Source organism: Bacillus sp. CCNWLW194, from assembly GCF_037120585.1.
Taxonomy (GTDB): domain Bacteria; phylum Bacillota; class Bacilli; order Bacillales; family Bacillaceae_G; genus Bacillus_A; species Bacillus_A basilensis.
The window spans coordinates 211,458-235,647 of the sequence record NZ_JBBBBL010000010.1; the positions used below are offsets into that span (position 1 = coordinate 211,458).

The following is a 24,190-nucleotide window of genomic DNA, read 5'->3' on the forward strand; positions in this document are numbered from 1 at the left end:
CAAACATGAACAAAATCATTAATTTCTCGTTAAAAAATAAGTTCGCAGTTTGGCTACTAACCATTATTGTTACCATTGCAGGTATTTATTCTGGGCTTAATATGAAGCTGGAAACAATTCCTGATATAACAACACCGGTTGTAACAGTAACTACGGTTTATCCTGGTGCTACACCAGAAGAAGTAGCTGACAAAATTTCAAAACCAATGGAAGAGCAACTACAAAATTTAAGTGGTGTAAATGTTGTTAGCTCATCATCTTTTCAAAACGCATCTTCTATTCAGGTAGAATATGATTTTGATAAAAACATGGAGAAGGCTGAAACAGAAATTAAAGAAGCTCTCGCAAATGTGAAACTGCCAGAAGGCGTACAGGACCCGAAAGTTTCACGTGTAAACTTCAATGCCTTTCCAGTTATTTCGTTAAGCGTAGCAAGTAAAAGTGAATCTTTAGCTACCTTAACTGAAAATGTAGAAAAAAATGTTGTTCCAGGATTAAAAGGACTTGATGGGGTCGCATCTGTTCAAATTTCAGGTCAACAAGTAGATGAAGTACAACTTGTCTTCAAGAAAGATAAGATGAAAGAATTAGGTTTAAGTGAAGATACTGTAAAAAATGTAATTAAAGGATCGGACGTATCTTTACCACTTGGCTTATATACATTTAAAGACACGGAAAAATCAGTTGTTGTAGATGGAAATATTACAACAATTAAAGCACTAAAAGAACTGAAAATCCCAGCTGTTCCTTCATCACCGAGTGGTCAAGGTAGTCAAAATGCTGGAGCTGGTACACAAATGCCGCAAATGAATCCAGCCGCTATGAACGGGATTCCGACAGTTACATTAGACGAAATTGCTGACATTAAAGAAGTCGGAAAAGCAGAATCTATTTCTCGAACAAATGGAAAAGAAGCAATTGGAATTCAAATTGTAAAAGCTGCTGACGCGAATACAGTTGATGTTGTAAATGCAGTGAAAGATAAAGTAAAAGAACTTGAGAAAAAATATAAAGACTTAGAGATTATTTCAACATTCGACCAAGGTGCACCTATTGAGAAATCAGTAGAAACAATGCTGAGCAAAGCCATTTTTGGTGCTATCTTTGCGATTGTTATCATTATGCTGTTCCTACGAAATATCCGAACAACATTAATCTCTGTCGTTTCCATACCACTTTCTTTATTAATTGCTGTATTAGTCATAAAGCAAATGGATATTACGCTTAACATTATGACACTTGGAGCAATGACAGTCGCTATCGGGCGCGTCGTCGATGATTCCATTGTTGTTATTGAAAATATTTACCGACGTATGTCATTATCAGAGGAAAAACTACGCGGGAAAGATTTAATTCGTGAAGCTACGAAAGAAATGTTTATTCCAATTATGTCTTCTACCATTGTAACAATTGCTGTATTTTTACCGCTTGGACTAGTAAAAGGTATGATCGGTGAAATGTTCTTACCATTCGCCTTAACTATCGTCTTCGCTTTATTAGCATCATTACTAGTAGCAGTTACAATCGTACCAATGCTAGCGCATTCTTTATTTAAAAAAGAGAGCATGAGGGAAAAAGAAGTACATCATGAGGAAAAACCAAGTAAATTAGCAAATTGTTATAAGCGCATACTTGCATGGGCTTTAAATCACAAAATTATTACATCAAGTATCGCTGCCCTTCTATTAGTTGGTAGCCTTGCACTTGTGCCAATTATCGGTGTAAGTTTCTTACCAGCTGAAGAAGAAAAAATGATTATTGCAACATACAACCCTGAACCAGGTCAAACATTAGAAGACGTTGAAAAAATTGCAACAAAAGCTGAAAAGCACTTCCAAAATAATAAAGACGTCAAAACAATTCAATTCTCATTAGGTGGAGAAAACCCAATGAGCCCTGGTCAATCAAATCAAGCAATGTTCTTCGTACAATATGATAATGACACGAAAAACTTTGTAAAAGAGAAAGAACAAGTCGTTAAAGATTTACAGAAGATGTCTGGAAAAGGTGAATGGAAAAACCAAGATTTCGGAGCGGGTGGCGGTAGTAATGAAATTAAACTATACGTTTACGGAGATAGCTCTGAAGAGATTACACCTGTCGTAAAAGATATTCAAAATATCATGAAGAAAAATAAAGACTTAAAAGATATAGACTCTAGTATTGCAAAAACATATGCAGAGTACACTTTAGTCGCAGATCAAGAAAAACTAAGCAAAATGGGTCTAACGGCTGCACAAATTGGAATGGGACTTTCTAATCAGCATGATCGCCCTGTTCTGACAACAATTAAAAAAGACGGTAAAGATGTCAATGTACATGTAGAAGCTGAAAAACAAAATTATGAAACAATCGATGACTTAACAAATCGAAAACTTACAACACCACTTGGTAATGAAGTGGCTGTGAAAGATGTAATGACTGTAAAAGAAGGGGAAACTTCGAATACAGTGAAACACCGCGATGGCCGTGTTTATGCGGAAGTGAGTGCAAAACTAACATCTGATGACGTTTCAAAAGCATCTGCCGCTGTTCAAAAAGAAGTAGATAAAATGGATCTTCCTTCTGGCGTAGATGTTTCTATGGGTGGCGTTACAAAAGATATTGAAGAATCATTTAAGCAACTTGGCTTAGCGATGTTAGCTGCGATTGCCATTGTATACTTCGTTCTTGTCGTTACATTTGGCGGTGCTCTTGCACCATTCGCAATTTTATTCTCGCTACCATTTACAATTATCGGAGCTCTTGTTGCCTTATTAATCTCTGGTGAAACGTTAAGTGTATCTGCAATGATCGGTGCGCTTATGTTAATCGGTATCGTTGTAACAAACGCAATCGTGCTTATCGACCGCGTTATTCATAAAGAAAATGAAGGTCTATCAACACGTGAAGCTTTATTAGAAGCTGGTGCAACACGTCTTCGTCCTATTTTAATGACTGCAATTGCAACAATCGGGGCTCTTATCCCGCTTGCATTAGGATTTGAAGGTAGCGGCTTAATTTCTAAAGGACTTGGTGTAACAGTAATTGGTGGATTAACAAGTTCAACGTTATTAACACTTCTTATCGTTCCAATCGTTTATGAAGTATTAAGTAAGTTTAAAAAGAAAAAAGCAAAATAACAAAAAAATAACCTCGCTAACTGCGAGGTTATTTTTTATTTCCAAACAAAATTAGAAAATCACCATAGCCTTCTTTCTCTAATTCCTCTTTTGGAATAAATCGAAGGGCTGCTGAGTTTATACAATAGCGAAGTCCATTTGGTCCTGGGCCATCTGGAAATACATGTCCAAGATGTGAATCCCCTTCTTTGCTTCTCACTTCCGTACGCGTCATATTATGACTCACATCCATTTTTTCTTTCACACTAGCTGACATAACTGGCTTTGTAAAACTAGGCCAGCCGCATCCGCTATCAAACTTATCGAAAGAAGTAAATAAAGGTTCTCCTGAAACGATGTCTACATAAAGACCTTCTTCTTTATGATTCCAATATTCATTTTGAAAAGGTGGTTCTGTTCCATTTTCCTGCGTTACATAAAACTGCATCTCATTGAGTTTTTCTTTTAAATGAGCATTATCCTTTGGCCAATGTTGCTTAATAAACGCATCTCGCCCTGAGCCCTTACGGTATAACTCGTAGCGGAATGTGTTTTTCTTATGATATCCTTGGTGATATTCTTCAGCCTGATAAAACGTAGTAGCTGGTAATATTTTTGTCGCAATCGGCTTTGAAAAACGCCCACTCTGTGCAAGCTCTTCTTTTGAATCCTCTGCCTTCTTATGTTGTTCTTCATTATGATAAAAAATCACTGTTTCGTAAGACTGTCCACGATCGTGGAATTGCCCACCTACATCAGTCGGATCAACTTGTCTCCAATATATATTTAATAACTCTTCATACGGCATTTTGGTTGCATCAAATGTAATTTGTACTGCCTCATAATGTCCTGTCGTTTCCGAGCACACTTCTTTATAGGTTGGATTCTCTTTATGACCGCCTGTATAACCAGAAACAACCTTTATAATCCCTTCCATCTCTTCAAATGGCGAAACCATACACCAGAAGCACCCTCCAGCAAATGTAGCTAATTCTACCTTTTCATTTACAACCATTCTTTCACCCCTATTCTATATTCTTCTTACAGTATGGCATAAGAAACATCATGTTATAAAAGAAAAAGCATCGAACATCGATGCTTTTCTCTACTTCATTTTATTTTTTTCCAAGTCCTTCTCCATTTCATCACTCGTCACATCTAAGACATCTAATAAGAAAATGAAGATTGGAATACCGATAATTAGTCCCCATACACCTAAGAAGTGTTCTGAGAAGATTAATACCATAAACGTATAGAAAATCGGTAAGTTTGTTTTTTGCGACATAAACTTCGGATTTAACACGTAACTTTCAAGCGCATGAATGACTGTTACGATAATTAAAATATAAACAACGTACATAATACCGCCGATATTGTAGGCAATCATACAAAGTGGGAATAACGAAATGATAACCCCAGCTACTGGAATTAAACCGAGTAAGAAGATCATTAACGCTAAACCTAATAATTGTGGGAATCCTAATATCCATAATGCAATAACGGATAAAACACAGTTAACAACTGCAATTAAAAATTGTGCTTCGATTACTTTTCCGAATGAACGTGCAAATTTCTTACCGAAGTACTCAATTTCAGTATAGAAAATTGCAAGTCGGCTTTCTTTAAATTTTGCAGTAAAAGCAACGATACGAGATTTCTCCAACAGGAAAAATAAACTTAAAATTAAAGAAAGTAAAACTTGAAGTCCGAACTTCCCGACATTTGTAATCGATTTATACAAAATGTCTACACCTTGTCCTACATATTTAGAAAGTTCCATATGATTAACAGCATTAACTGCATACTTAATTAATTCACTATCCGGTGGGTTTCTTAAAAATACGTTAAATTGATAAATCAATTGTGAAATTTGTATCGTTAATACTGGTAAATATTTAAATAGCGTAATAGCAATTCCACCAATTAACATGACATATAGAAATGCTATAATGAGCTTTCGATTGATGGGCATAAAATGATCTAATTTACGAGAAATAAACTTTTGGAATCGATCCATTAAATACGTGAGAATAAACGTAATTAAAATTAAATTCAACATACTTTGCAGCCCGTATAACACGAGAGCAAGTATTACTAATACGAGTAACCTCTGAAATCCTTTGCTTTGAAACAGGTTTTTTATTTGCATAATCGACGAGTACTCTCTCCTGTCCTATAAAGTAAAACGTTAATAAGTAGATTTTTCTCTCTTTTCTACTTTTAATTATTCATTCATATTAAGATTTTTATAAGCTCATTATACGCCTACCTTAGTAGGTCTATAGTAGCTTACTTCTTATTTTACAATACAATGACCTAATTCAAAACGTATTCTACATAGTATTAATGAAGATTTAAGGAAACTTACATTTTATTAAAGATAGGTCTTACCACTACTGTAACATAAAAAGCAAGCTATCAGTAGAAATCTGTCCTACAAATAGCTTGCTTTTCTCATTTTTTTAAGTAAGTTTTACTATCCAATAAACGGCATGAACATTGGTATGACAACTACTGTTACAACCCCTACTACCGTTACAGCAATGCTTGCCATAGCTGCCTCTACTTCACCCATTTCAATTCCTACTGCTACTCCTAATGCGTGACCTGCTGTTCCAAGCGCTAAACCTTTTGCAATTGGATGTTTCACTCTAAATGTTTTTAAGAATAATGCTCCTAATGCGTATACGATAACTGCGTTAAAAATAACTGCAAACGATGTAATTGCTGGTATACCACCAATACTTCCGGAAATTGGTAACGCAATTGCTGTTGTTGCTGCTTGCGGTAACATTGAATTCATTACTGCTGTATCTAGACCAATTGCTTTTGCAACAATGAACACGACAATTACTGAACAAATAGATCCTACTACGATAGCTGATAAAATTTGCCACCAATATTTTTTTAACTTATCAACTTGTTTATATAATGGTATTGCAAAGGCAATTGTTGCTGGTTCTAAGAAGAAACTAATCATTTTTCCGCCAGTATTATACTCTTCAAAAGTAAAGTTACCTACCTTTAAAAAGACAATCCCTAATACCATCGCTACAAATAATGGTGTGAATAAGAAGAATCCTTTAGAATGCTTAAATAATAATGTGCCGATTCCGTATGCGATTAATGAAACGACGATTCCGAAATATGGAGTCATTGTACTTGCCATGTTCATTACCTCCTAACAATATATTCTAAAATGGTTACGCAACCTTTCCGTGCTTGCGTCCTTTATTTACTACTTTCAATTCTTTTGTATCTTCTGTTTCTTTTTCATCTTTTCCTAAAATAAATTGTGCAAATAACCCTGTTACAGCGAGTAAAATAATTGTTGCGACAACAATTACAGTTAAAATTTGTACAAAATATTGTCCCATTACACCAAGAGAATTAATAACTGAAATACCTGATGGGACGAAAAGGAATCCGATAATACCGGTTAAAGCTGTTCCAAGTGATTCAACTTGCTCCAATTTAATTACTTTTAAACATAATAGACTAAATAAAATGACTAACCCGATTACCGATGAAGGCATCGGAATTGGTAAATGTGTTGCAATAATATTAGAAATTAACATAATAGCTGAGAATATGAATGCTTGTGATAAGAAACTATATACTTTTTTTGTACTCATTTTGGCCACCTCTTTCGATTTGGTACCTTTATTGTATAGGATACAAACGCCTAAGTAAGCGTTTACATAACAGAACGTCAAATATACAAAATCAGTTACAAATATAAAAGGATGAAATACAAAAGCTGCTTCTTAAATACGAAGCAGCTTCTTGAGTTCTTTTGCATATGTACGGCTAACAGGTACTTTCGATCCTTCTTTCATGATTAAATTATAAGTAGAATTAAACCATGGCTGAATTTCAGTAATATGATTAATATTTGCAATAAAGCTACGATGGACACGCATAAAACTTGCTTGTGGCAACTTCTTTTCCAAAATTACAAGTGTATCGTGTGTTACATACGTTTCCCTCATTGTTTTTACTGTCACTTTTCCATCTACAAGCCCTACATATACAATATCTTCAATATTAACAAGTACGATTGATTCTTCAATTGGTAATGCTAATTTATGCATCTCTGCTGTTACATCTGTTCCCTTTATTTCTTGCTTTGTTTCTATTTGCGATTGTTTTTGTTTTTTATACTTCTTTAATGTTTGTACAATACGCTCTTCATCAAATGGTTTTAAAATGTAATCTAACGCGTCTACTTCAAATGCTTGCAGCGCATACTGATCATAGGCAGTAGCAAATACAATTGCAGGTGGATTTTTCATCTTCTTTAATATATTCGCGATTTCAAATCCGTTATCATCGGATAGCTGAATATCTAGAAACACAATATCTGGTTTATTTTTCATCAACTCTTCTAATGCGTCTTCTACACAATCAGCCTCACCTATTATATCAACTTCTTTCGTTCTCTCTAATAGATACTTTAGTTCATCACGTGCTAACATTTCATCGTCAACTACTAATACTTTTAACAACCCGCTCTTCCTCCCCTATCTTTTTTGGAATAACAAAAGTAATCTCTGTCCCCTCATTTAATTCACTTTCGATATGAAGCATCGTTTCTTTCCCAAATAACCCAATAAGACGTTCATTAATATTATATAAAGCTGTTCCTGTCCCTTTCTTTGACGAAACTACCATTCTTCCTAATTGTTCTAAACGTTCTTCCTCAATTCCTTGTCCATTATCTTTTACTTCAAAGTGAACCATACCCTCTTTTTCAAAGACATGCACTTCCACTTCGCATACTGGTTGCTTCTTCGGAAAAGCATGTCGCAATGCATTTTCAACCAATAGTTGAAGAACAAATGGTGGTACTAAGGTTATCTTTAGCTCATCCTCAATATACATCTTTACTTCATACTTATTTGGGAACCTTGCTTGTTCTAGTGATAGGTATGCCTGTACATGGTTTAATTCTTGTTCTAGTGGAATCAATAACTGACGTGCCCCTTGCAAATTACAACGGAAATACACGCTAAGCTGTAATAATAACTTCCTTGCCTTTTCTACATCTGTTCGGCATAAAGCTGATACTGTATTAATCGCATTAAATAAAAAGTGTGGGTTAATTTGTGCTTGTAATGCTTTTATTTCCGCATCTTGCAATAATTTGCTTTGCAACTCAGCTTCACCTAATTCAAGTTGTGTAGAGAATATTTTTGCTAATCCTTCTGCTAATTCCTCTTCCACACGACTTAACTGGTTAGGATTTTTGAAATATAGTTTTAATGTCCCTATCGTATTTCCATGTGAAGTTAGTGGAATAACGATAGCAGCTTGCAAAGGACAGCCTTCGTGTTGACAATTAATAACCTCACGTGATTTTGCTTTCATTATTTTCCCTGTATTTAACACTTCTTTCGACAAACCAGTTATTAAACTATGTGAAGGAATATGGTGATCTGATGCTAATCCAACGTGAGCCAATATTTTCTCTGTATCTGTTAAGGATACCGCATCTGTCCCTGTAAAGCGGTGAATAATTTGTGCCACATGCTTACATGACTCTTCTGTTAAGCCTTGGCGAAAATACGGTAACGTTTTATCTGCAATACGTAATACCTTATGAGTCTGAAGTGCCTTTGCGTTCTCTTCCTGGCGCAAAATAGCTTGTATCATAGAAAGTAAAATAAAACTTCCAAAACTATTTACAAGGATCATCGGTATCGCAATTGTTTTCACAATACTCATTCCATCCTCTACAATTAATAGGATCATAATCATTTCTAAAGAAACGATAAAAACACTTAAAACCGCTGAAAATTTAGGCGTAATTGTACGATTATATCTTTTAAAAATGTATCCGATATAACCTGTTATAATCCCCGCTAAAATTGAAGAGATTGCACAACTTAGTGCTGTCGTCCCGCCAAGCATATAACGGTGAATACCAGCAATTGATCCTACTCCAATTCCGACGATAGGTCCGCCAAGTAATCCACTAATTCCAACACCCATAATACGTGTATTCGCGATTGTGCTCGATGAAGAAACGCCTTGTAGCCAATTTTCATTCATAATCGTATTTCCTGCTATTTCAATTCCTGTGTAATTGCTTACAATTGTAAACACTGAAAAAATACAAATAAGTTTAAGCTTATCTACATATCCGTCTTGCTTATGAAGAAGGCGCCTGAACGTTTTAATATGCGAAAGTAAAAACCCTAAAATAACAATAAGTCCGACGCGTTCAATCATCATAAGTACTAAATTTAGCATCTGTGATTCATTCCTTTTTATAGTAGTTAGTTTTATTATGGGAAAATAATGAAGTAGACGTCAAGAAGAATGAAATACCTTTTGAAATATTTTACACAGAACAATTCCATCTTTATTTGACAATATAATAGAAGAGTGCTAAAAATAAAGTAATATAATACAGTCCTTTAACCCAACCCCGTGAGGTTGAGAAGGAAGTCGGAATACAATATACGTATGTTCTTTTTAGGGATACGTATGCTTTTTTGGCCTTCTCATCATATCAGGTGAGAAGGCCTTTTGTTATTCTTCCATAGCGACTGTAGAAGAAAATAAGGGGGAATAATGATGAACGTCACTACTGATTTACAATCAACAACAGAGGAGACGAAAGAGAAAAGATATAAAACACTATTTGGTTCTGCGCTAGGATATGCAGCAGAAGGTTTAGATATGTTGCTCTTATCTTTCGTACTTGTCTACATTTTAAAAGAATTTCATTTAAGCCCTGTTGAAGGCGGAAACTTAACATTAGCTACCACAATAGGTATGCTAATCGGGTCTTATTTATTTGGATTTATTGCTGATTTATTTGGGCGTATCCGTACGATGGCCTTCACAATCTTACTATTTTCACTAGCAACAGCACTTATTTATTTCGCAACCGATTATTGGCAATTATTAATTCTTCGCTTTTTAGTTGGAATGGGAGTTGGTGGTGAATTCGGGATTGGAATGGCCATCGTAACTGAAACATGGTCTAAAGACATGCGTGCTAAAGCGACATCAGTTGTTGCACTTGGATGGCAATTTGGCGTACTAGTCGCTTCACTCCTTCCAGCATTTATCGTCCCGTATTTTGGATGGAGAGCTGTTTTCTTATTTGGACTCATTCCCGCTTTATTAGCTGTTTACGTTCGCAAAAGTTTAAGTGAACCGAAAATATGGGAACAAAAACAACGATACAAAAAAGAATTGCTACAAAAAGAAGCTGAAGGTAATTTAACAACTACTGAAGTAGAACAACTAAAGCAAATGAAAAAGTTCCCACTTCGAAAGTTATTTGCCAATAAAAAAGTAACGATAACAACAATTGGACTTATTATTATGTCATTCATCCAGAACTTCGGATATTATGGAATCTTTACATGGATGCCCACTATTTTAGCGAATAAATATAACTACACATTAGCAAAAGCGAGCGGTTGGATGTTCATCTCTACAATCGGCATGCTCATTGGAATTGCAACTTTTGGTATTCTAGCCGATAAAATTGGTCGCCGTAAAACTTTTACAATCTATTATGTCGGTGGTACTATCTACTGTCTCATTTACTTCTTCTTATTCACAGATTCAACATTATTGCTATGGGGAAGTGCATTGCTTGGATTCTTTGCAAATGGCATGATGGGAGGATTCGGAGCAATTTTAGCTGAAAACTATCCTGCTGAAGCTCGCTCTACAGCAGAAAACTTTATTTTCGGTACAGGACGTGGTTTAGCTGGATTTGGGCCTGTCATTATCGGATTACTCGCTGCAGGTGGTAATTTAATGGGAGCACTCTCTCTCATCTTCATTATCTATCCAATCGGTTTAGTTACGATGCTATTATGTGTCCCAGAGACGAAAGGTAAAGTATTAGAATAGATTAAAACTGTACAAAATGATTGTTCGAGAACTATCCCCCTTCAAGAAAAGTAGTTGGATAAATAGTAAAGAGGAAGCATCTCATTTAAGATGCTTCCTCTTTTATTTGTTTATTTATTATTTTGATTTACTAGCCTTCTGAAATAAGAAAGCAGTTTTATCTTCTTCTTTTACAATACCTTGTTTTAATGCTAATTCCCCTGCGACTTTAGGCGCTAGCCATAGCATTGGGAACAACAGAATTGACACTGGGACAGCCGTTACTACGATGAATGATTGCAATGCATTAATACTTCCCTCACCCATGTATAAAAGAATCGCTGCAACTGCGCCCATAATAAGCGACCAAAAAACTCGCAAACTAATTCTAGGATTTCCATCTCCAGTCACTGCCATTGAAATCGAATACGCCATTGAATCTCCTGTTGTCACTACAAATAAAATTGTTAATAAAAGAAATGCAGGTCCAATAATATTGGAGAGTGGCAGTTGCTCTGTAATTGCAATCATAGCCGCTGGCATACCCGATTCACTTAATGCGGTCGAGATAGAACCAGGATTCATTAACTCATAAAATACACCTGATCCCCCTAGTATAGTAAACCAAAACGTTGTAATAATAGGTGCAATAATTCCAATTGCAACGATGATTTCTCGGATTGTTCTCCCTCTTGAAATTCGGCTCACTAAAATTGCCATCATCGGTCCATATCCAATAAACCATCCCCAGAAAAAGATTGTCCACGATCCTAACCAACCTGTATCACCGCGGTATGTGCTCATTGGAATAAATTCATTTATATAAAATCCAAACGAAGAAACAAATGAATCAATAATAAATCCACCTGGTCCAAATAGTAATACAAATACCATTAATAGAACTGCTAATCTAACATTTAAATTACTTATAATTTGAATTCCTTTATCAATTCCTGTTACCGCGGATATAGTAGAAACAGCTACTACACAAACAATAATGGCTAATTGAGTAGTAAACACATCAGGAATGTCAAACAATGCTTGTAATCCATAACTTGCTTGTAGTCCTAAAAATCCAATTGGACCAATTGTCCCTGCCGCTACCGCAATAATGGCAAATGCATCGATCATCGTTCCAAGTATACTCTTTCGCAATTTCTCTCCAAAAATAGGATATAAAAGCGTTCGAGGTTTTAACGGCATACCTTTATGGTAATGCCCATACATCATCACTACTGCACTAATTGTCCCTAAAATCGTCCAAGCTAAGAAACCCCAATGCATATAACTTTGTGCTAAAGCCGGCATGACTGCTTCTTGCGTTCCAGCAGATATACCTTCATGTATTGGTGGCACCGTCAGCAAGTGGTACATCGGCTCTGCCGCTGCCCAAAAAACGCCACCTCCGGCAAGCAATGTAGACATGATAATAGCGAGCCATTTTGTCGTACTAATCTCAGGTTTCTCTAGCCCCCCAAGTTTAACTCTCCCATATTTCGAGAACGCCATACACATTGCAACAATAAATGTACCAATTAATAAAACTTGCCAAAAAGCACCAAAATATTTAATTGAAGCTGTAAAACTGCTATTAATGACTCCCTCTACGTAACTTTTATTTAAAAAAACCGCAATTACAAATAATAAAAGTGAGCCACCACTAATAAGAAATACAGGCCAATCCGTTTTTCGACTCTTCATCCTCATTTACACTTCCTCCTTCCTCAGCAATCTAAAAAAACAACTTTATTATGTTTTATTTTTTACACCCAAAACACAATGATTATATAAGTATAATAATTTATCAATTTCCTACACACTTATGTTGTCCCTAAAAATATGCTAAATCCCTTATTTAAAAGAAAATTTCTATTCCTCTTACATAAAAAAGCAAAACAAAAGACCTTATATTTATATAAGGTCTTCGAAACAGAAATTTGATTATAACATAAGGAACTTCTTGGTTCAAAAAGTCCCTTCCAAAAATAACCGAGGGTAAAGGCTTCCATTTGCTACGTAACGGTAATTTAAAAAAATTATATTTTGCAGAAAAAAACTATACTAAATATCATTTATGAAAGAAATTCGGCTTCAAAATTTCATTCGGATACGGTTTATGATAAATATGAGTGGTAGCTGGAGATAACGGTGGAATGAGCCACACCCAATTCCCTGTTACAACCCGACCACAAGCGGCTTCTTGCTTCTCAAATTGCTGAAATTGTTGTGCAGCAGTATGGTGGTCAACAATACTCACTCCTTGTTGTTTAAAGGAATGTAAAACAGCTACATTTAATTCAACTAACGCTTTATCTTTCCACAACGTACCGTTTCTCGATGTATCTAGATTCATCATCTCCGCAACTGCCGGAAGTAAGTTATAACGATCATGATCCGCTAAGTTACGTGCCCCAATCTCTGTTCCCATATACCATCCATTGAACGGAGCCGCTGTATAGGAAATACCGCCAATTTCTAAGCGCATATCTGAAATCATTGGCACGCCATACCATTTTACTCCTAAAGATGAGATTGGGTACTCTGGATGTTCAATTGGTACCTCTTTCACTTCTTTTTTAGGAATTTCCTTATATACAGGCTCTTTTCCATCAACAGAAAATACAAGTGGCAATACATCAAAATTCGTACCTTCTCCTTGCCAGCCAAGTTCCTGACAAAAATCTGTAAACGCAGTGGAATGAGAGTCACCAATCACTCCCATTTCTGTTTTATATCCTGCATATCGAATTAATTGATGATTATAAATTCGTATATTATTTTCTTCACCTTGATATTGCTTAAAAATTGTAATTGTCGGTTTCACTTTTCCGTCGTTCGTTGCATATTTAATATGATGAATTAATGCATTATATACACCTTCCTCATCATTTACTTCACGTGCATCTAATATATGCATCTTGCTCCAAAATAATCTTCCGATACATCGATTGCTATTGCGCCATGCCATTCGCGATCCATGAACAAGTTCTTCAAATGTATGCTCATACGTCCCTGTATTCTCTACCTCAGCTTGAATTTCTTTCATTCGCTCTTCTATGAATTGTTCTTTATTAAGCTCTTTATAGCAAATCATAATAAAATGACTCGCTTCTTCTATTAATTGTTTCGTTTTACTCATAAACGATCTCCTTCTATTTCAACAAAACGTTACTACTTTACAGTATAAGCAAAAAGAATACGAGTCACAAATGAAAGTCGAAGTGTTACTTTTATTGTAATATTTTTCAGAAAATTAAAGAGATTACTATTGACTTGTATGAAAAATAGGTGTATTTTTGACTCAGGTAAATTATTTTTACCTAGGCCAACTTTTAAAAAGAAAGGAGGTAATGTTATGTCTTCATTTCAATTGCCAAAGCTTTCATATGACTATGATGAACTAGAGCCATATATCGATAGCAACACGCTTTCTATTCATCATGGAAAGCACCATGCGACATACGTAAACAATTTAAATGCTACTTTAGAAAATTATACGGAATTACATAATAAATCTTTAGAAGAATTACTATGTAATTTAGATACTTTACCAAAAGAAATTGTTACAGCTGTAAGAAATAACGGTGGTGGTCATTATTGTCATAGTCTTTTTTGGGAAGTAATGAGCCCACGAGGTGGCGGTGAGCCTAATGGAGACGTTGCAAAAGTAATCGATTATTATTTCAATACCTTTGACAACTTAAAAGATCAACTGTCCAAAGCAGCAATTAGCCGTTTTGGAAGTGGATATGGATGGCTTGTCCTTGATGGTAAAGAACTTGCTGTTATGAGTACACCCAATCAAGATACACCTTTGCAAGAAGGTAAGATTCCATTACTCGTCATCGATGTATGGGAACATGCCTATTATTTAAAGTATCAAAATCGGCGTCCAGAATTTGTTACCAACTGGTGGCATACAGTGAACTGGGACCGGGTAAATGAAAAGTATTTACAAGCAATTCAATCACAAAAACATTAGTCGTGCGTATAAGGTAAGTTTGGTAATGTAAAATTAGTATTGTCGAAATCCTCCAGAATCCCCCGGATTGCCACCGGGGGATTTATGATTATTTCATCGCATGTATGTAATAACATAATACTTTTGCTATTTCTACTTTCAACTCTCGGAACGGGAATCCTAATTCATTAGCTTTTCCATTATGTAATGTGCAATTAATCAATTCATTATAAGGCGCTACATGATTCCCTACTTCTTGCAGGAGTGCTTTTATTCCCGTATTTTCTTCTATGAAATGAATAATTCCTCCAGTAGAAACTACCCCGTGACTACAAGCATTAATTGGTCCTTCTATGCTTTCTGTCCCGCACCAAGCTAAAAACTGCCCTGCTTCTTCTTCATGTATAAACGACAACTCTCCATCCAAATGATTCACGGCGACAGGTTCTTGCCTCACAATATGTTCAACGTAAAATTGTAACCTTTTCGTATAATCGTTTTCTCCAATAACAACCGGAAAACGAACTGCCACAACTGGGAATGTCGCTTTTTGGAATAAAACTGCTTCGGCTAATCTCTTTCCTTCACTATAACTGAAGTCATTTCTATCTCCATACGCGATTTCATACTCGAACGGATTGAATTCCTCTTCTGATAAGTTTAGTGCAGGTTCATAGACTGCCATTGAAGATGTCATAATGTATTTCTTCGTTTTCCCTTCCAAAACTTTACATATTATATTCGCTGCATTCGAGCTATAGCATAAATTATCGTATACGATATCATAACTTTTATCTTCTAGATGCTCTGTTAATTGCTCTTCATCTTCTCTATCTACAATAAGTCTTTTTACTGCACTTCCAAAAGAATCTTCCGTAATTCCTCTCGTCGCAATCGTTACATCGTGTCCATCTTGCAAAAGCGCTTCTACTAAATGTTTACCAAAAAATCTAGTTCCCCCTAGCACCAATACTTTTTTCAACTTCATCATCCCCATTTTGATAAATTGTAAAATACTACCTCTCTATTATAAATGCTAACATATAAAAAGCATGGAATTAGTGTAACGATTCCATGCTTTTCTACAGAAAATAGATTAACGTACTCGATATTTATAAATACAATAACAGAAGTATAAAATAGAAATTACGGATACATAAACCCATAGTTCATATACGAATCCCTCTCCCCATACTCCCATAAAATAAAAGAGTGAAGGCAACGTCAATGTTACCCATGATTGTACGAAAGCAATCCTTCCAAGATATTGATTGATATTCTTTTTTTGTGTATTTAATACAAAGAATAAATACCAAAGTAATGCCCACATAAACCACGTTAACGCATTAACAACATCATGGAATTGAACAAATGAAACAACCATATAGAATAAAGCAATAATTGCTACCCAAATACAAAACCACCCTAGACCGCTACTATCCATTCCCTTTATAAAGGTAACACCTACATATAAATAGGTTAATCCAAATAAGAAAGTAGCTGCATATGAATACACTGTCCAATTGCTTTGGTCAGAAATCATGATCAGATAGAACGGAATAATAATTTGTAATGCTCCTACAAATAAATTAAAAACACCCGCACTTTTCATCTCTGCTTTTCCTAATATAACAAGACTATTTAAAAATAAAGCTGCACCCGAAAGTAATAATCCTACGTAACCCATATATCCTCATGTGAAAACCTTACATTTTCACACTGTCCCTCCCCATCTTGTAAAAATTATATTATTCCTTATTCTCCTTCTTACTTACAACTACATACAAAGTTTTTTCGAATATAAGTCAGACTTCCTACCTTAAAAAACGATAAAAAAACCCCTTCGATACATGTCATACAGTAATCATGCCCATCGAAATGTATCACATAATAAAAACGCTTTCAATAATACGTAATTCAATCAAAAAGCTAATGATTATTTGATTATAAACGCACTTTACCAATGATACAAGTATTGGAATATTATTCAATATTACATTTTTTATTTCTATAAAAAATTAATAGAATGATACATTTTCCCTATTTCATTCTATCAATGATCTGCATAGAATATTGTACAATCATATTAAATTAGAAAGGTCTGATATTTATGCCTCTTCATTATCCACATCAAGCTGGTATTCATTCAACAGGTGTATTAACAAGAGAGCCTGCAACAGTTTCAGCAGTAATAAACATTGTAAATTTAGATGCATATTATGCACACTATATAAATATAGAGGTTTGGGATTGGTCTAACTATTCTAGTCCTGTAAAATTACCTGTACTCATTGGTGAAGATACAGTTGTAGAATTTCCATACCCTTTACAAGGCAACAATCTAGCAGTATTTTATGCCAATTTAGATGAAGCTATTAATTTGTATGAAATTCGTATTTCTTATCCTACTCACTCCAATATTATTGCAAATTGTTTCGGACGAAGCGTACCGCCTTATACAAGCCAAGAAGGTAATACGGTGTATCATAAACAACTTGTTCGCATTCATTAATAGTTCTTTCCAGTATCTAAAATTGATATAGAACAAATTGCTGTTCAAACGCCATGATCAGTAATATGTTCTCTTTCCCCAAGTGAACATATTACCGATCTCAAGCAACATGATAAAGATTACAATTTATTGTATACATAAAAGAATAAGAGAATACTTTACTAACTATCTTAAATCATTTGATATCCATTTTTATTATTTACTTGCCATCTCCAAGAATCTACACACATCTCTTCTAACCCATATTCCGCTTCCCATCCTAATTCTCGTTTCGCTTTAGATACATCAGCAAAACAGATTGCTACATCACCAGGACGACGCTCTATCACTTTATAAGGTATTTTTTTACCCGAAACCTTCTCAAAAGCCTTTACCATCTCCAATACACTATACCCTTTACCTGTGCCAAGATTATACGCTTCGATTCCTTTCGTCTTAAGTACTTTCTCAAGTGCCTTTACATGTCCTTTTGCAAGGTCAACAACGTGAATATAATCACGGACACCCGTCCCATCTTTCGTTGGATAATCGTTTCCGAATATATTTAGCTCCTTTAACTTACCTACCGCTACTTGCGTTACATATGGCATTAAATTATTCGGAATCCCATTTGGATCTTCTCCAATACGGCCACTTTGATGTGCTCCAAATGGATTAAAATAACGAAGTAACGCAATACTCCACTCATCATCAGCTTTTGCTACATCACGCATAATTTGCTCAATCATTAATTTTGTTTGCCCATACGGATTTGTCACACTCAGTGGAAATTCTTCTGTAATTGGTGATGTTTTTGGAATTCCATATACAGTTGCAGATGAACTAAAAATAAAATTTTTAACATTATGTTTCTGCATCACATCACATAGTACGATCGTACTTATTATATTATTATAATAATATGTAAGTGGGATTGTAGTAGATTCCCCCACTGCTTTAAACCCAGCAAAATGTATAACCGCTTCAATGTTATTTTCCAAAAAAATCTCATTCATTTTTTCACGATTTAAAACACTTTCTTTATAAAATTCAAATTGTTTTCCTGTTATTTCTTTTACTCGGTTTAAGGACTCGATTGAACTATTTGAAAGATTATCTACGACTATAATTTTATAATTACTATTTAATAATTCTATACATGTATGACTACCAATATATCCTGCTCCACCCGTTATAAGTATCGCCATATATATAGTCCCCCACTAATTATTAATTATAAAATTTTATAACCTCAATACAAATCTATCCTACCACAAAAAGACTGATAATTCTAAAAATTTATCTTTAATTATTTTTATATAAAAAAGAGCCACATAACCTTTACGTTATGCAACTCTTCAACATACATATGTGTCTATATCTTTTTTTATTAATCAAGAAAAATAAAATTTGCTCAGAAATTTCATACTGTTAAATTACGTAACAATATACACTTAAAAAGTGGGCAAGGCTTCCCAATAACACGAACACGTGAAAAATTTCATGATGCCCCATATGGTTAAACTCTAACCATTTGGGCTTTGTTCCATAAATAAATCCACCAATTGTATAAAGAATACCTCCAAGCACTAGGAGCACCATACCACCTGTACTTAAGTTAGCAGCTAACGGCGCAAAGAACAGAACAATTAACCACCCCATTGTAATATAAATTGCTGTTGATAGCCATCTTGGACAATTGAACCAAAACATTTTAAAAACAATACCACAAATGGCGGTTGCGTAAACTAAACAAAATAATAATAAACCGTGTGCGGAATGTAATGTAATTAAACAAAATGGTGCATATGTACCTGCAATCAATATAAAAATCATAGAGTGATCAAGCTTCCTAAAGAAATAAATAACACGTTCACTGGCTACAACACTATGATATACAGCTGATGCTGTATACAGAACCATCATTCCGATGCCAAACAAAATAACAGCTGTAATTGCCGCAAAAGATGGCATCTTAATAGAAACTTTTACAAGCATAGCTAGTAATGCAATAAATGATAATACAGCTCCTCCCAAATGGGTAAAAGCATTAACCGGTTCTCTTATATAAGCATTCATATAAACACCCCTCATATAATTACATGTAGTTTTAATAACTATATGTAATTATATACACATTATTATTAGAGGTCAACATTTACAATTCATTTGTTTCGTAATACCATATTTAGAGATAAACTAAACATTACGCTCCACTAAATCATAAAAGTGAGGGGTTCTACGTGGAAAATATAAATAAATTGCTTGAAACATTACATTTAGAAAAAAATATTACACTGAAAGACATTCCAAATGTCGATTTGTATGTAGACCAGGTTGTCCAACTATTTGAAAACACTTATACGGATACAACAAGAACCGATGATGAAAAGGTATTAACAAAAACAATGATTAACAATTATGCAAAAGGTAAATTGTTTATTCCAATCAAAAATAAAAAATACTCAAAAGAGCATATGATTTTAATCAGTTTAATTTATCAATTAAAAGGGGCTCTTTCCATTAATGACATAAAAAGTTCCTTAGAACATATAAATGAATCCTTATTAAGCGATGGTTCATTCGAATTAAATACACTCTATAAAGATTATCTTACTCTTACCGAAAACAACGTCGAAAGCTTTAAACAAGATATAAATAACCGCGTTTCAGAAGTAAGTGAGATTTCTTCCTTAGAAGATCCAAAACTAGAAAAGTTTCTATTACTAAACTCCTTAGTGAACATGAGTAATATGTATAGACGTTTAGCAGAGAAGTTAGTCGATGATTTAAAAGGATCTTAAACAAAAAAACTATCCACCTATTAAAGTGGATAGTTTTTTTGTTTACTTATTTGCCTCATGAACTTTCAATTGCTTACCTTTTATCGTTGTATTTCTCATAACCTTTAAAACAAGTGGTCCTTTTCCGTTTAATATTTCAACATAAGAAACATTATCTTGTATTGTAATAATGCCTATATCTTCAGCGGAAACACCTTGAATTTTAGCAATTGTACCGACGAAATCCACCGCTCTAATTTTCTTTTTCTTTCCGCCATTAAAGTACAATTTCATAATTCCTTTATTTATATCCGCATTCTTATCCTTCTTGATCATTGGTTTAGCGTGTATTTTTTCTTCAAATGCAGCTTTCCTTTTTATAACTTCTTCTTTTGAAGGTGCGTGTGCCTTCGGAATTGCAAAACCGATGTACGCCTCAATCTCCTCTAAAAATCGATCTTCATAAGGCGTTATAAATGTAATGGCTTTTCCGCTATTACCAGCTCGTCCTGTTCTTCCTGTACGGTGTACATAGCTTTCTTTCTCTAATGGAATATCATAATTAATAACGTGTGTAATATTATCAATATCAATTCCTCTCGCAGCTACATCCGTTGCTACTAAATAACGGAACTTTCCTTTTCTAAAATCATCCATCACTTCAAAACGATCTTCCTGTACCATACCACCGTGTATTTTGTCACAAGGATAATTAACTCGTTTTAGCTGTCTATATACATGGTCTACGTTTTCTTGTGTACGACAGAAAATAATGCAACTGTCTGGATTTTCAATCGTGGTTACATCCTTAAGAAGTGAAAGTTTCTCTTCTTCCCTTACTTCAAAAAGGGTATGTTCAATTTTATCTGTTGTAATCCCAGCCGCTTTAATTTCAATATGAGTTGGTGCATTCATATATGTACGGGATAACCTTTCAACATCTTCCGGTAAGGTTGCTGAAAATAGCATTGTCATTCTTTTTGTAGGTAATTCATCAATAATTGCCTCTACTTGATCGATAAAGCCCATGTTTAGCATTTCATCTGCTTCATCAATCACTAAATATTTTAACCGTTCTAAAGAAAGGGTCCCTTTTTCAATATGATCCAATACACGTCCTGGAGTCCCTACTACTATATGCGTCTTTTGCTTTAACTCTAATTTTTGACGTGCAAATGGGGATTTTCCATAAATTGCAGCAGCTTTAACTCTCTTGAATCGCCCTATATTCGTAATATCTTCTTTCACTTGAACAGCAAGTTCCCTCGTTGGTGTTAAGACTAACGCTTGTGGTTTATTCTCTTCCCACTCTACCATTTCACAAAGTGGTATACCGAACGAAGCCGTTTTTCCACTTCCCGTTTGCGACTTTACAACAAGATCCTTCTTTTGCAATGCAACTGGGATAACCTCTCCTTGTACTTCTGTTGGATGCTCATATCCTAAACCAGTAAGTGCTCGTCTTATCTCTTTACTTAATGCATAATTACTAAAACTTTTTTTACTCATATATTAACCTCATTTGATTTTATATTTAACCTATTATGTTCTTCATACCTCACTTTAGACTATAGTAAGATACTATATTAATCCACTGTTTTTAATTCATTTAAACCTAAATTTATCTAAGTATAATTTTAAAATAGTAAAGGGCAGCCTTAATAATAAGTCTGCCCTATCTATACCATATTCATTTTTTACGGAACTAGTTTTTTCACAACTGGTATTCTTTGCAATACTAACGTAATTACCATACTAAGAACAATTGTAATCGTTACATTAATAGGTATCGCCAATATTGCATGCACACGCTCATTTACCTTAGGGAAAACCATGTACAACAAGTTATTTAATAAGAAGAAGTGAAGAATATAGATTCCAAGGCTTGCTTGATTTATAAAACGGAATAACAATGGTAATTCTCGTTCTGATTTTTGGAATGCATATTTAAAAAATATAAATAATCCAATCGCCATCAGTACGACACCTGGCGCAAAATATCCATACCAAAACTGCTCTAACTGCCCATTTGCTTTTACTGTATAGTAATACGTAATAAAGAATGTACTAATAAATCCTACGAATCCTCCAATGTAAGAAATATTTCTCCATTTTTTCGAAATGTCAAAATTAGACAGATAATAACCAAGTAAGAAATACCCTACATAATTTGTAACGTAAAATAATTCAATATTAAAGTTGATAGGATAATAATATTTAACTAAATTGACTACAACAGACGCGTATAGCCATAAAATTAAAAAGTATTCTATCTCTCTTTTTTTAGCGTTCTTCACAAAGATTTTCAGTAGAGGTGTAATTAAGTATATCCCTACAATCATGTATAAGAACCATAAATGTCCCCCAATGGTATCCGTTAAAAAGTGCTTTATCCCTTGCTTTAAAGATGCCGGAAAATACCCTGCATAGGCCCCATATGCATAAAATATAGCGCTCCAAGCTACAAAAGGTATAATCACTTTACTTGCGCGCTTCTGTAAAAATTCCCCGACTGAAATATCCTTTGTCCCCTTTAACAATAAAGCTCCACTAATCATTACAAAAATCGGAACACTTGCACGTGAAATCGATTCAAATAGATTTCCAGCCATCCAGCGTGAAGCATTATTTGCATCTAAAACGGAAACATAACCAGCCGAAACGTGAATTGTAACAACTGCGATTGTCGCTAATACTCGTAACCAATCCATATATACTAGACGCTTCATTAGTACCCCTCCTAAAATTCCCTCTTTAACTTTTATTTTCCAAACATAATTTTACATCAAATAATACTATGTTTAAACACATTTTCATCACATGAACTTACAAAATACGTAGCTAAACTTTAATTTTCAAATATAAACATGAAAACCTTTGACTTATGAGTGAAAATAATGTAAATTATCTTTTGGACGAACATTTTTAAACAAAATGAATAAAATATTCGTATTTTAGGGGTGTAAATGATGGAAAACGTATTCGACTATGAAGACATTCAATTAATTCCTGCAAAATGTATTGTAAATAGCCGCTCTGAATGTGATACAACTGTCACTTTAGGAAAACATAAATTTAAATTACCTGTCGTACCTGCAAATATGCAAACAATTATTGATGAAAGAATTGCAACTTATTTAGCTGAAAATAATTACTTCTATATCATGCACCGTTTCCAACCAGAGGAACGAATTTCATTCATTAGAGATATGCAATCACGTGGATTAATTGCTTCTATTAGCGTTGGTGTAAAAGAGGATGAGTATGAATTCGTACAACAATTAGCTGCTGAGCAACTTACACCTGAATACATCACGATTGATATCGCACACGGACATTCTAATGCTGTGATCAACATGATTCAACATATTAAAAAGCATTTACCAGAAAGCTTCGTTATCGCTGGAAACGTTGGAACTCCAGAAGCGGTAAGAGAATTAGAAAACGCTGGTGCTGACGCAACAAAAGTTGGTATTGGACCTGGTAAAGTTTGTATTACTAAAATTAAAACAGGCTTTGGAACTGGCGGTTGGCAACTAGCTGCACTTCGCTGGTGTGCAAAAGCTGCAAGTAAGCCAATTATCGCTGACGGTGGTATTCGTACACACGGCGACGTAGCTAAATCTATTCGATTTGGGGCGACTATGGTTATGATCGGTTCTCTATTCGCTGGTCACGAAGAGTCTCCAGGGGAAACAATCGAAAAAGACGGCAAACTTTATAAAGAGTACTTCGGTTCAGCTTCTGAATTCCAAAAGGGTGAGAAGAAAAACGTTGAAGGTAAGAAAATGTTCGTTGAGCATAAAGGTTCTTTAGAAGACACTTTAATCGAAATGGAACAAGATCTTCAATCTTCTATCTCTTACGCTGGTGGAACAAAATTAGAATCGATTCGTACTGTAGATTATGTAGTCGTGAAAAACTCTATTTTCAACGGTGATAAAGTATATTAATTTTAAAATTTAACTCGAAGGACAAGTATTTTTATACTTGT

20 protein-coding genes and 1 pseudogene are annotated in these 24,190 nt (G+C 34.6%); 6 read left to right on the plus strand and 15 right to left on the minus strand.

The window, feature by feature from the left end; genetic code table 11:
- Positions 1-5: 5 nt before the first annotated feature.
- Positions 6-3,122, plus strand: coding sequence for an efflux RND transporter permease subunit (locus V7S50_RS22460; RefSeq protein WP_242254084.1), 3,117 nt, complete (start codon positions 6-8; stop codon positions 3,120-3,122).
- A gap of 28 nt (positions 3,123-3,150) precedes the next feature.
- Here V7S50_RS22460 and msrB read toward each other — a convergent pair whose 3' ends face one another.
- From msrB to lytS, 7 genes and pseudogenes are all read right to left on the minus strand, one after another.
- Positions 3,151-3,603, minus strand: a complete 453-nt coding sequence (msrB, locus tag V7S50_RS22465; protein WP_257148876.1) for a peptide-methionine (R)-S-oxide reductase MsrB — start codon at positions 3,601-3,603, stop codon at positions 3,151-3,153.
- Positions 3,604-3,648: 45 nt separating this feature from the next.
- Positions 3,649-4,116, minus strand: a pseudogene (msrA, locus tag V7S50_RS22470) (peptide-methionine (S)-S-oxide reductase MsrA); the annotation flags it as partial.
- Positions 4,117-4,206: 90 nt separating this feature from the next.
- Positions 4,207-5,250 (minus strand): AI-2E family transporter, encoded by a 1,044-nt coding sequence (locus V7S50_RS22475; RefSeq protein WP_242254081.1) that lies wholly within the window; start codon positions 5,248-5,250, stop codon positions 4,207-4,209.
- A 327-nt stretch (positions 5,251-5,577) separates the two neighbouring features.
- On the minus strand, positions 5,578-6,270 hold the full coding sequence (gene lrgB / locus V7S50_RS22480; RefSeq protein WP_224201039.1) for an antiholin-like protein LrgB: 693 nt from the start codon (positions 6,268-6,270) through the stop codon (positions 5,578-5,580).
- A 34-nt stretch (positions 6,271-6,304) separates the two neighbouring features.
- Positions 6,305-6,736 carry an antiholin-like murein hydrolase modulator LrgA gene (lrgA, locus tag V7S50_RS22485; protein ID WP_060633042.1) on the minus strand — a complete coding sequence of 144 codons (432 nt, stop codon included), beginning with the start codon at positions 6,734-6,736 and terminating at the stop codon, positions 6,305-6,307.
- A gap of 132 nt (positions 6,737-6,868) precedes the next feature.
- Complete coding sequence (locus V7S50_RS22490) at positions 6,869-7,609, minus strand: LytR/AlgR family response regulator transcription factor (protein WP_242254079.1); 741 nt, start codon at positions 7,607-7,609, stop codon at positions 6,869-6,871.
- Complete coding sequence (lytS, locus tag V7S50_RS22495) at positions 7,587-9,356, minus strand: two-component system sensor histidine kinase LytS (protein WP_098555263.1); 1,770 nt, start codon at positions 9,354-9,356, stop codon at positions 7,587-7,589. The genes V7S50_RS22490 and lytS overlap by 23 nt, the downstream gene beginning before the upstream one ends.
- A gap of 327 nt (positions 9,357-9,683) precedes the next feature.
- On the opposite strand from lytS, the gene V7S50_RS22500 reads away from it, so the two are divergent.
- Positions 9,684-10,982 carry an MFS transporter gene (locus tag V7S50_RS22500; protein WP_242254077.1) on the plus strand — a complete coding sequence of 433 codons (1,299 nt, stop codon included), beginning with the start codon at positions 9,684-9,686 and terminating at the stop codon, positions 10,980-10,982.
- 117 nt (positions 10,983-11,099) lie between these two features.
- Here V7S50_RS22500 and V7S50_RS22505 read toward each other — a convergent pair whose 3' ends face one another.
- Positions 11,100-12,668, minus strand: a complete 1,569-nt coding sequence (locus tag V7S50_RS22505) for a BCCT family transporter (RefSeq protein WP_242254074.1) — start codon at positions 12,666-12,668, stop codon at positions 11,100-11,102.
- Between the two features lie 361 nt (positions 12,669-13,029).
- On the minus strand, positions 13,030-14,100 hold the full coding sequence (locus tag V7S50_RS22510) for a nitric oxide synthase oxygenase (protein ID WP_242254073.1): 1,071 nt from the start codon (positions 14,098-14,100) through the stop codon (positions 13,030-13,032).
- 216 nt (positions 14,101-14,316) lie between these two features.
- On the opposite strand from V7S50_RS22510, the gene sodA reads away from it, so the two are divergent.
- Entirely contained in the window at positions 14,317-14,943 is a 627-nt protein-coding gene (gene sodA / locus V7S50_RS22515; protein WP_242254071.1) for a superoxide dismutase, read from the plus strand.
- Positions 14,944-15,031: 88 nt separating this feature from the next.
- Here sodA and V7S50_RS22520 read toward each other — a convergent pair whose 3' ends face one another.
- Both V7S50_RS22520 and V7S50_RS22525 read right to left on the minus strand, forming a co-directional pair.
- A complete protein-coding gene (locus tag V7S50_RS22520; RefSeq protein WP_242254311.1) occupies positions 15,032-15,913 on the minus strand; it encodes an NAD-dependent epimerase/dehydratase family protein in 882 nt (293 codons plus the stop codon).
- A 105-nt stretch (positions 15,914-16,018) separates the two neighbouring features.
- Positions 16,019-16,609, minus strand: a complete 591-nt coding sequence (locus tag V7S50_RS22525) for an AmiS/UreI family transporter (protein WP_000542569.1) — start codon at positions 16,607-16,609, stop codon at positions 16,019-16,021.
- Positions 16,610-17,032: 423 nt separating this feature from the next.
- Between V7S50_RS22525 and V7S50_RS22530 the strand changes: the two genes are divergently transcribed.
- The gene (locus V7S50_RS22530; protein WP_242254069.1) at positions 17,033-17,434 is read left to right on the plus strand and encodes a hypothetical protein; all 402 of its coding nucleotides are present in this window, start codon (positions 17,033-17,035) and stop codon (positions 17,432-17,434) included.
- Between the two features lie 170 nt (positions 17,435-17,604).
- Here the strand turns inward: V7S50_RS22530 and galE are convergent, their stop codons facing one another.
- Entirely contained in the window at positions 17,605-18,621 is a 1,017-nt protein-coding gene (galE, locus tag V7S50_RS22535) for a UDP-glucose 4-epimerase GalE (protein WP_242254067.1), read from the minus strand.
- Positions 18,622-18,844: 223 nt separating this feature from the next.
- The gene (gene trhA, locus V7S50_RS22540; protein WP_063223977.1) at positions 18,845-19,492 is read right to left on the minus strand and encodes a PAQR family membrane homeostasis protein TrhA; all 648 of its coding nucleotides are present in this window, start codon (positions 19,490-19,492) and stop codon (positions 18,845-18,847) included.
- Positions 19,493-19,656: 164 nt separating this feature from the next.
- On the opposite strand from trhA, the gene V7S50_RS22545 reads away from it, so the two are divergent.
- Positions 19,657-20,217: a DUF1836 domain-containing protein gene (locus tag V7S50_RS22545; protein ID WP_242254065.1), complete on the plus strand. Its 561-nt coding sequence runs from the start codon at positions 19,657-19,659 to the stop codon at positions 20,215-20,217.
- A 42-nt stretch (positions 20,218-20,259) separates the two neighbouring features.
- Here V7S50_RS22545 and dbpA read toward each other — a convergent pair whose 3' ends face one another.
- Positions 20,260-21,705: an ATP-dependent RNA helicase DbpA gene (gene dbpA / locus V7S50_RS22550; protein ID WP_242254063.1), complete on the minus strand. Its 1,446-nt coding sequence runs from the start codon at positions 21,703-21,705 to the stop codon at positions 20,260-20,262.
- Between the two features lie 188 nt (positions 21,706-21,893).
- Complete coding sequence (locus tag V7S50_RS22555) at positions 21,894-22,925, minus strand: acyltransferase (protein ID WP_063223980.1); 1,032 nt, start codon at positions 22,923-22,925, stop codon at positions 21,894-21,896.
- A 240-nt stretch (positions 22,926-23,165) separates the two neighbouring features.
- On the opposite strand from V7S50_RS22555, the gene guaC reads away from it, so the two are divergent.
- Positions 23,166-24,149, plus strand: a complete 984-nt coding sequence (guaC, locus tag V7S50_RS22560) for a GMP reductase (protein ID WP_063223981.1) — start codon at positions 23,166-23,168, stop codon at positions 24,147-24,149.
- Positions 24,150-24,190: the final 41 nt, after the last annotated feature.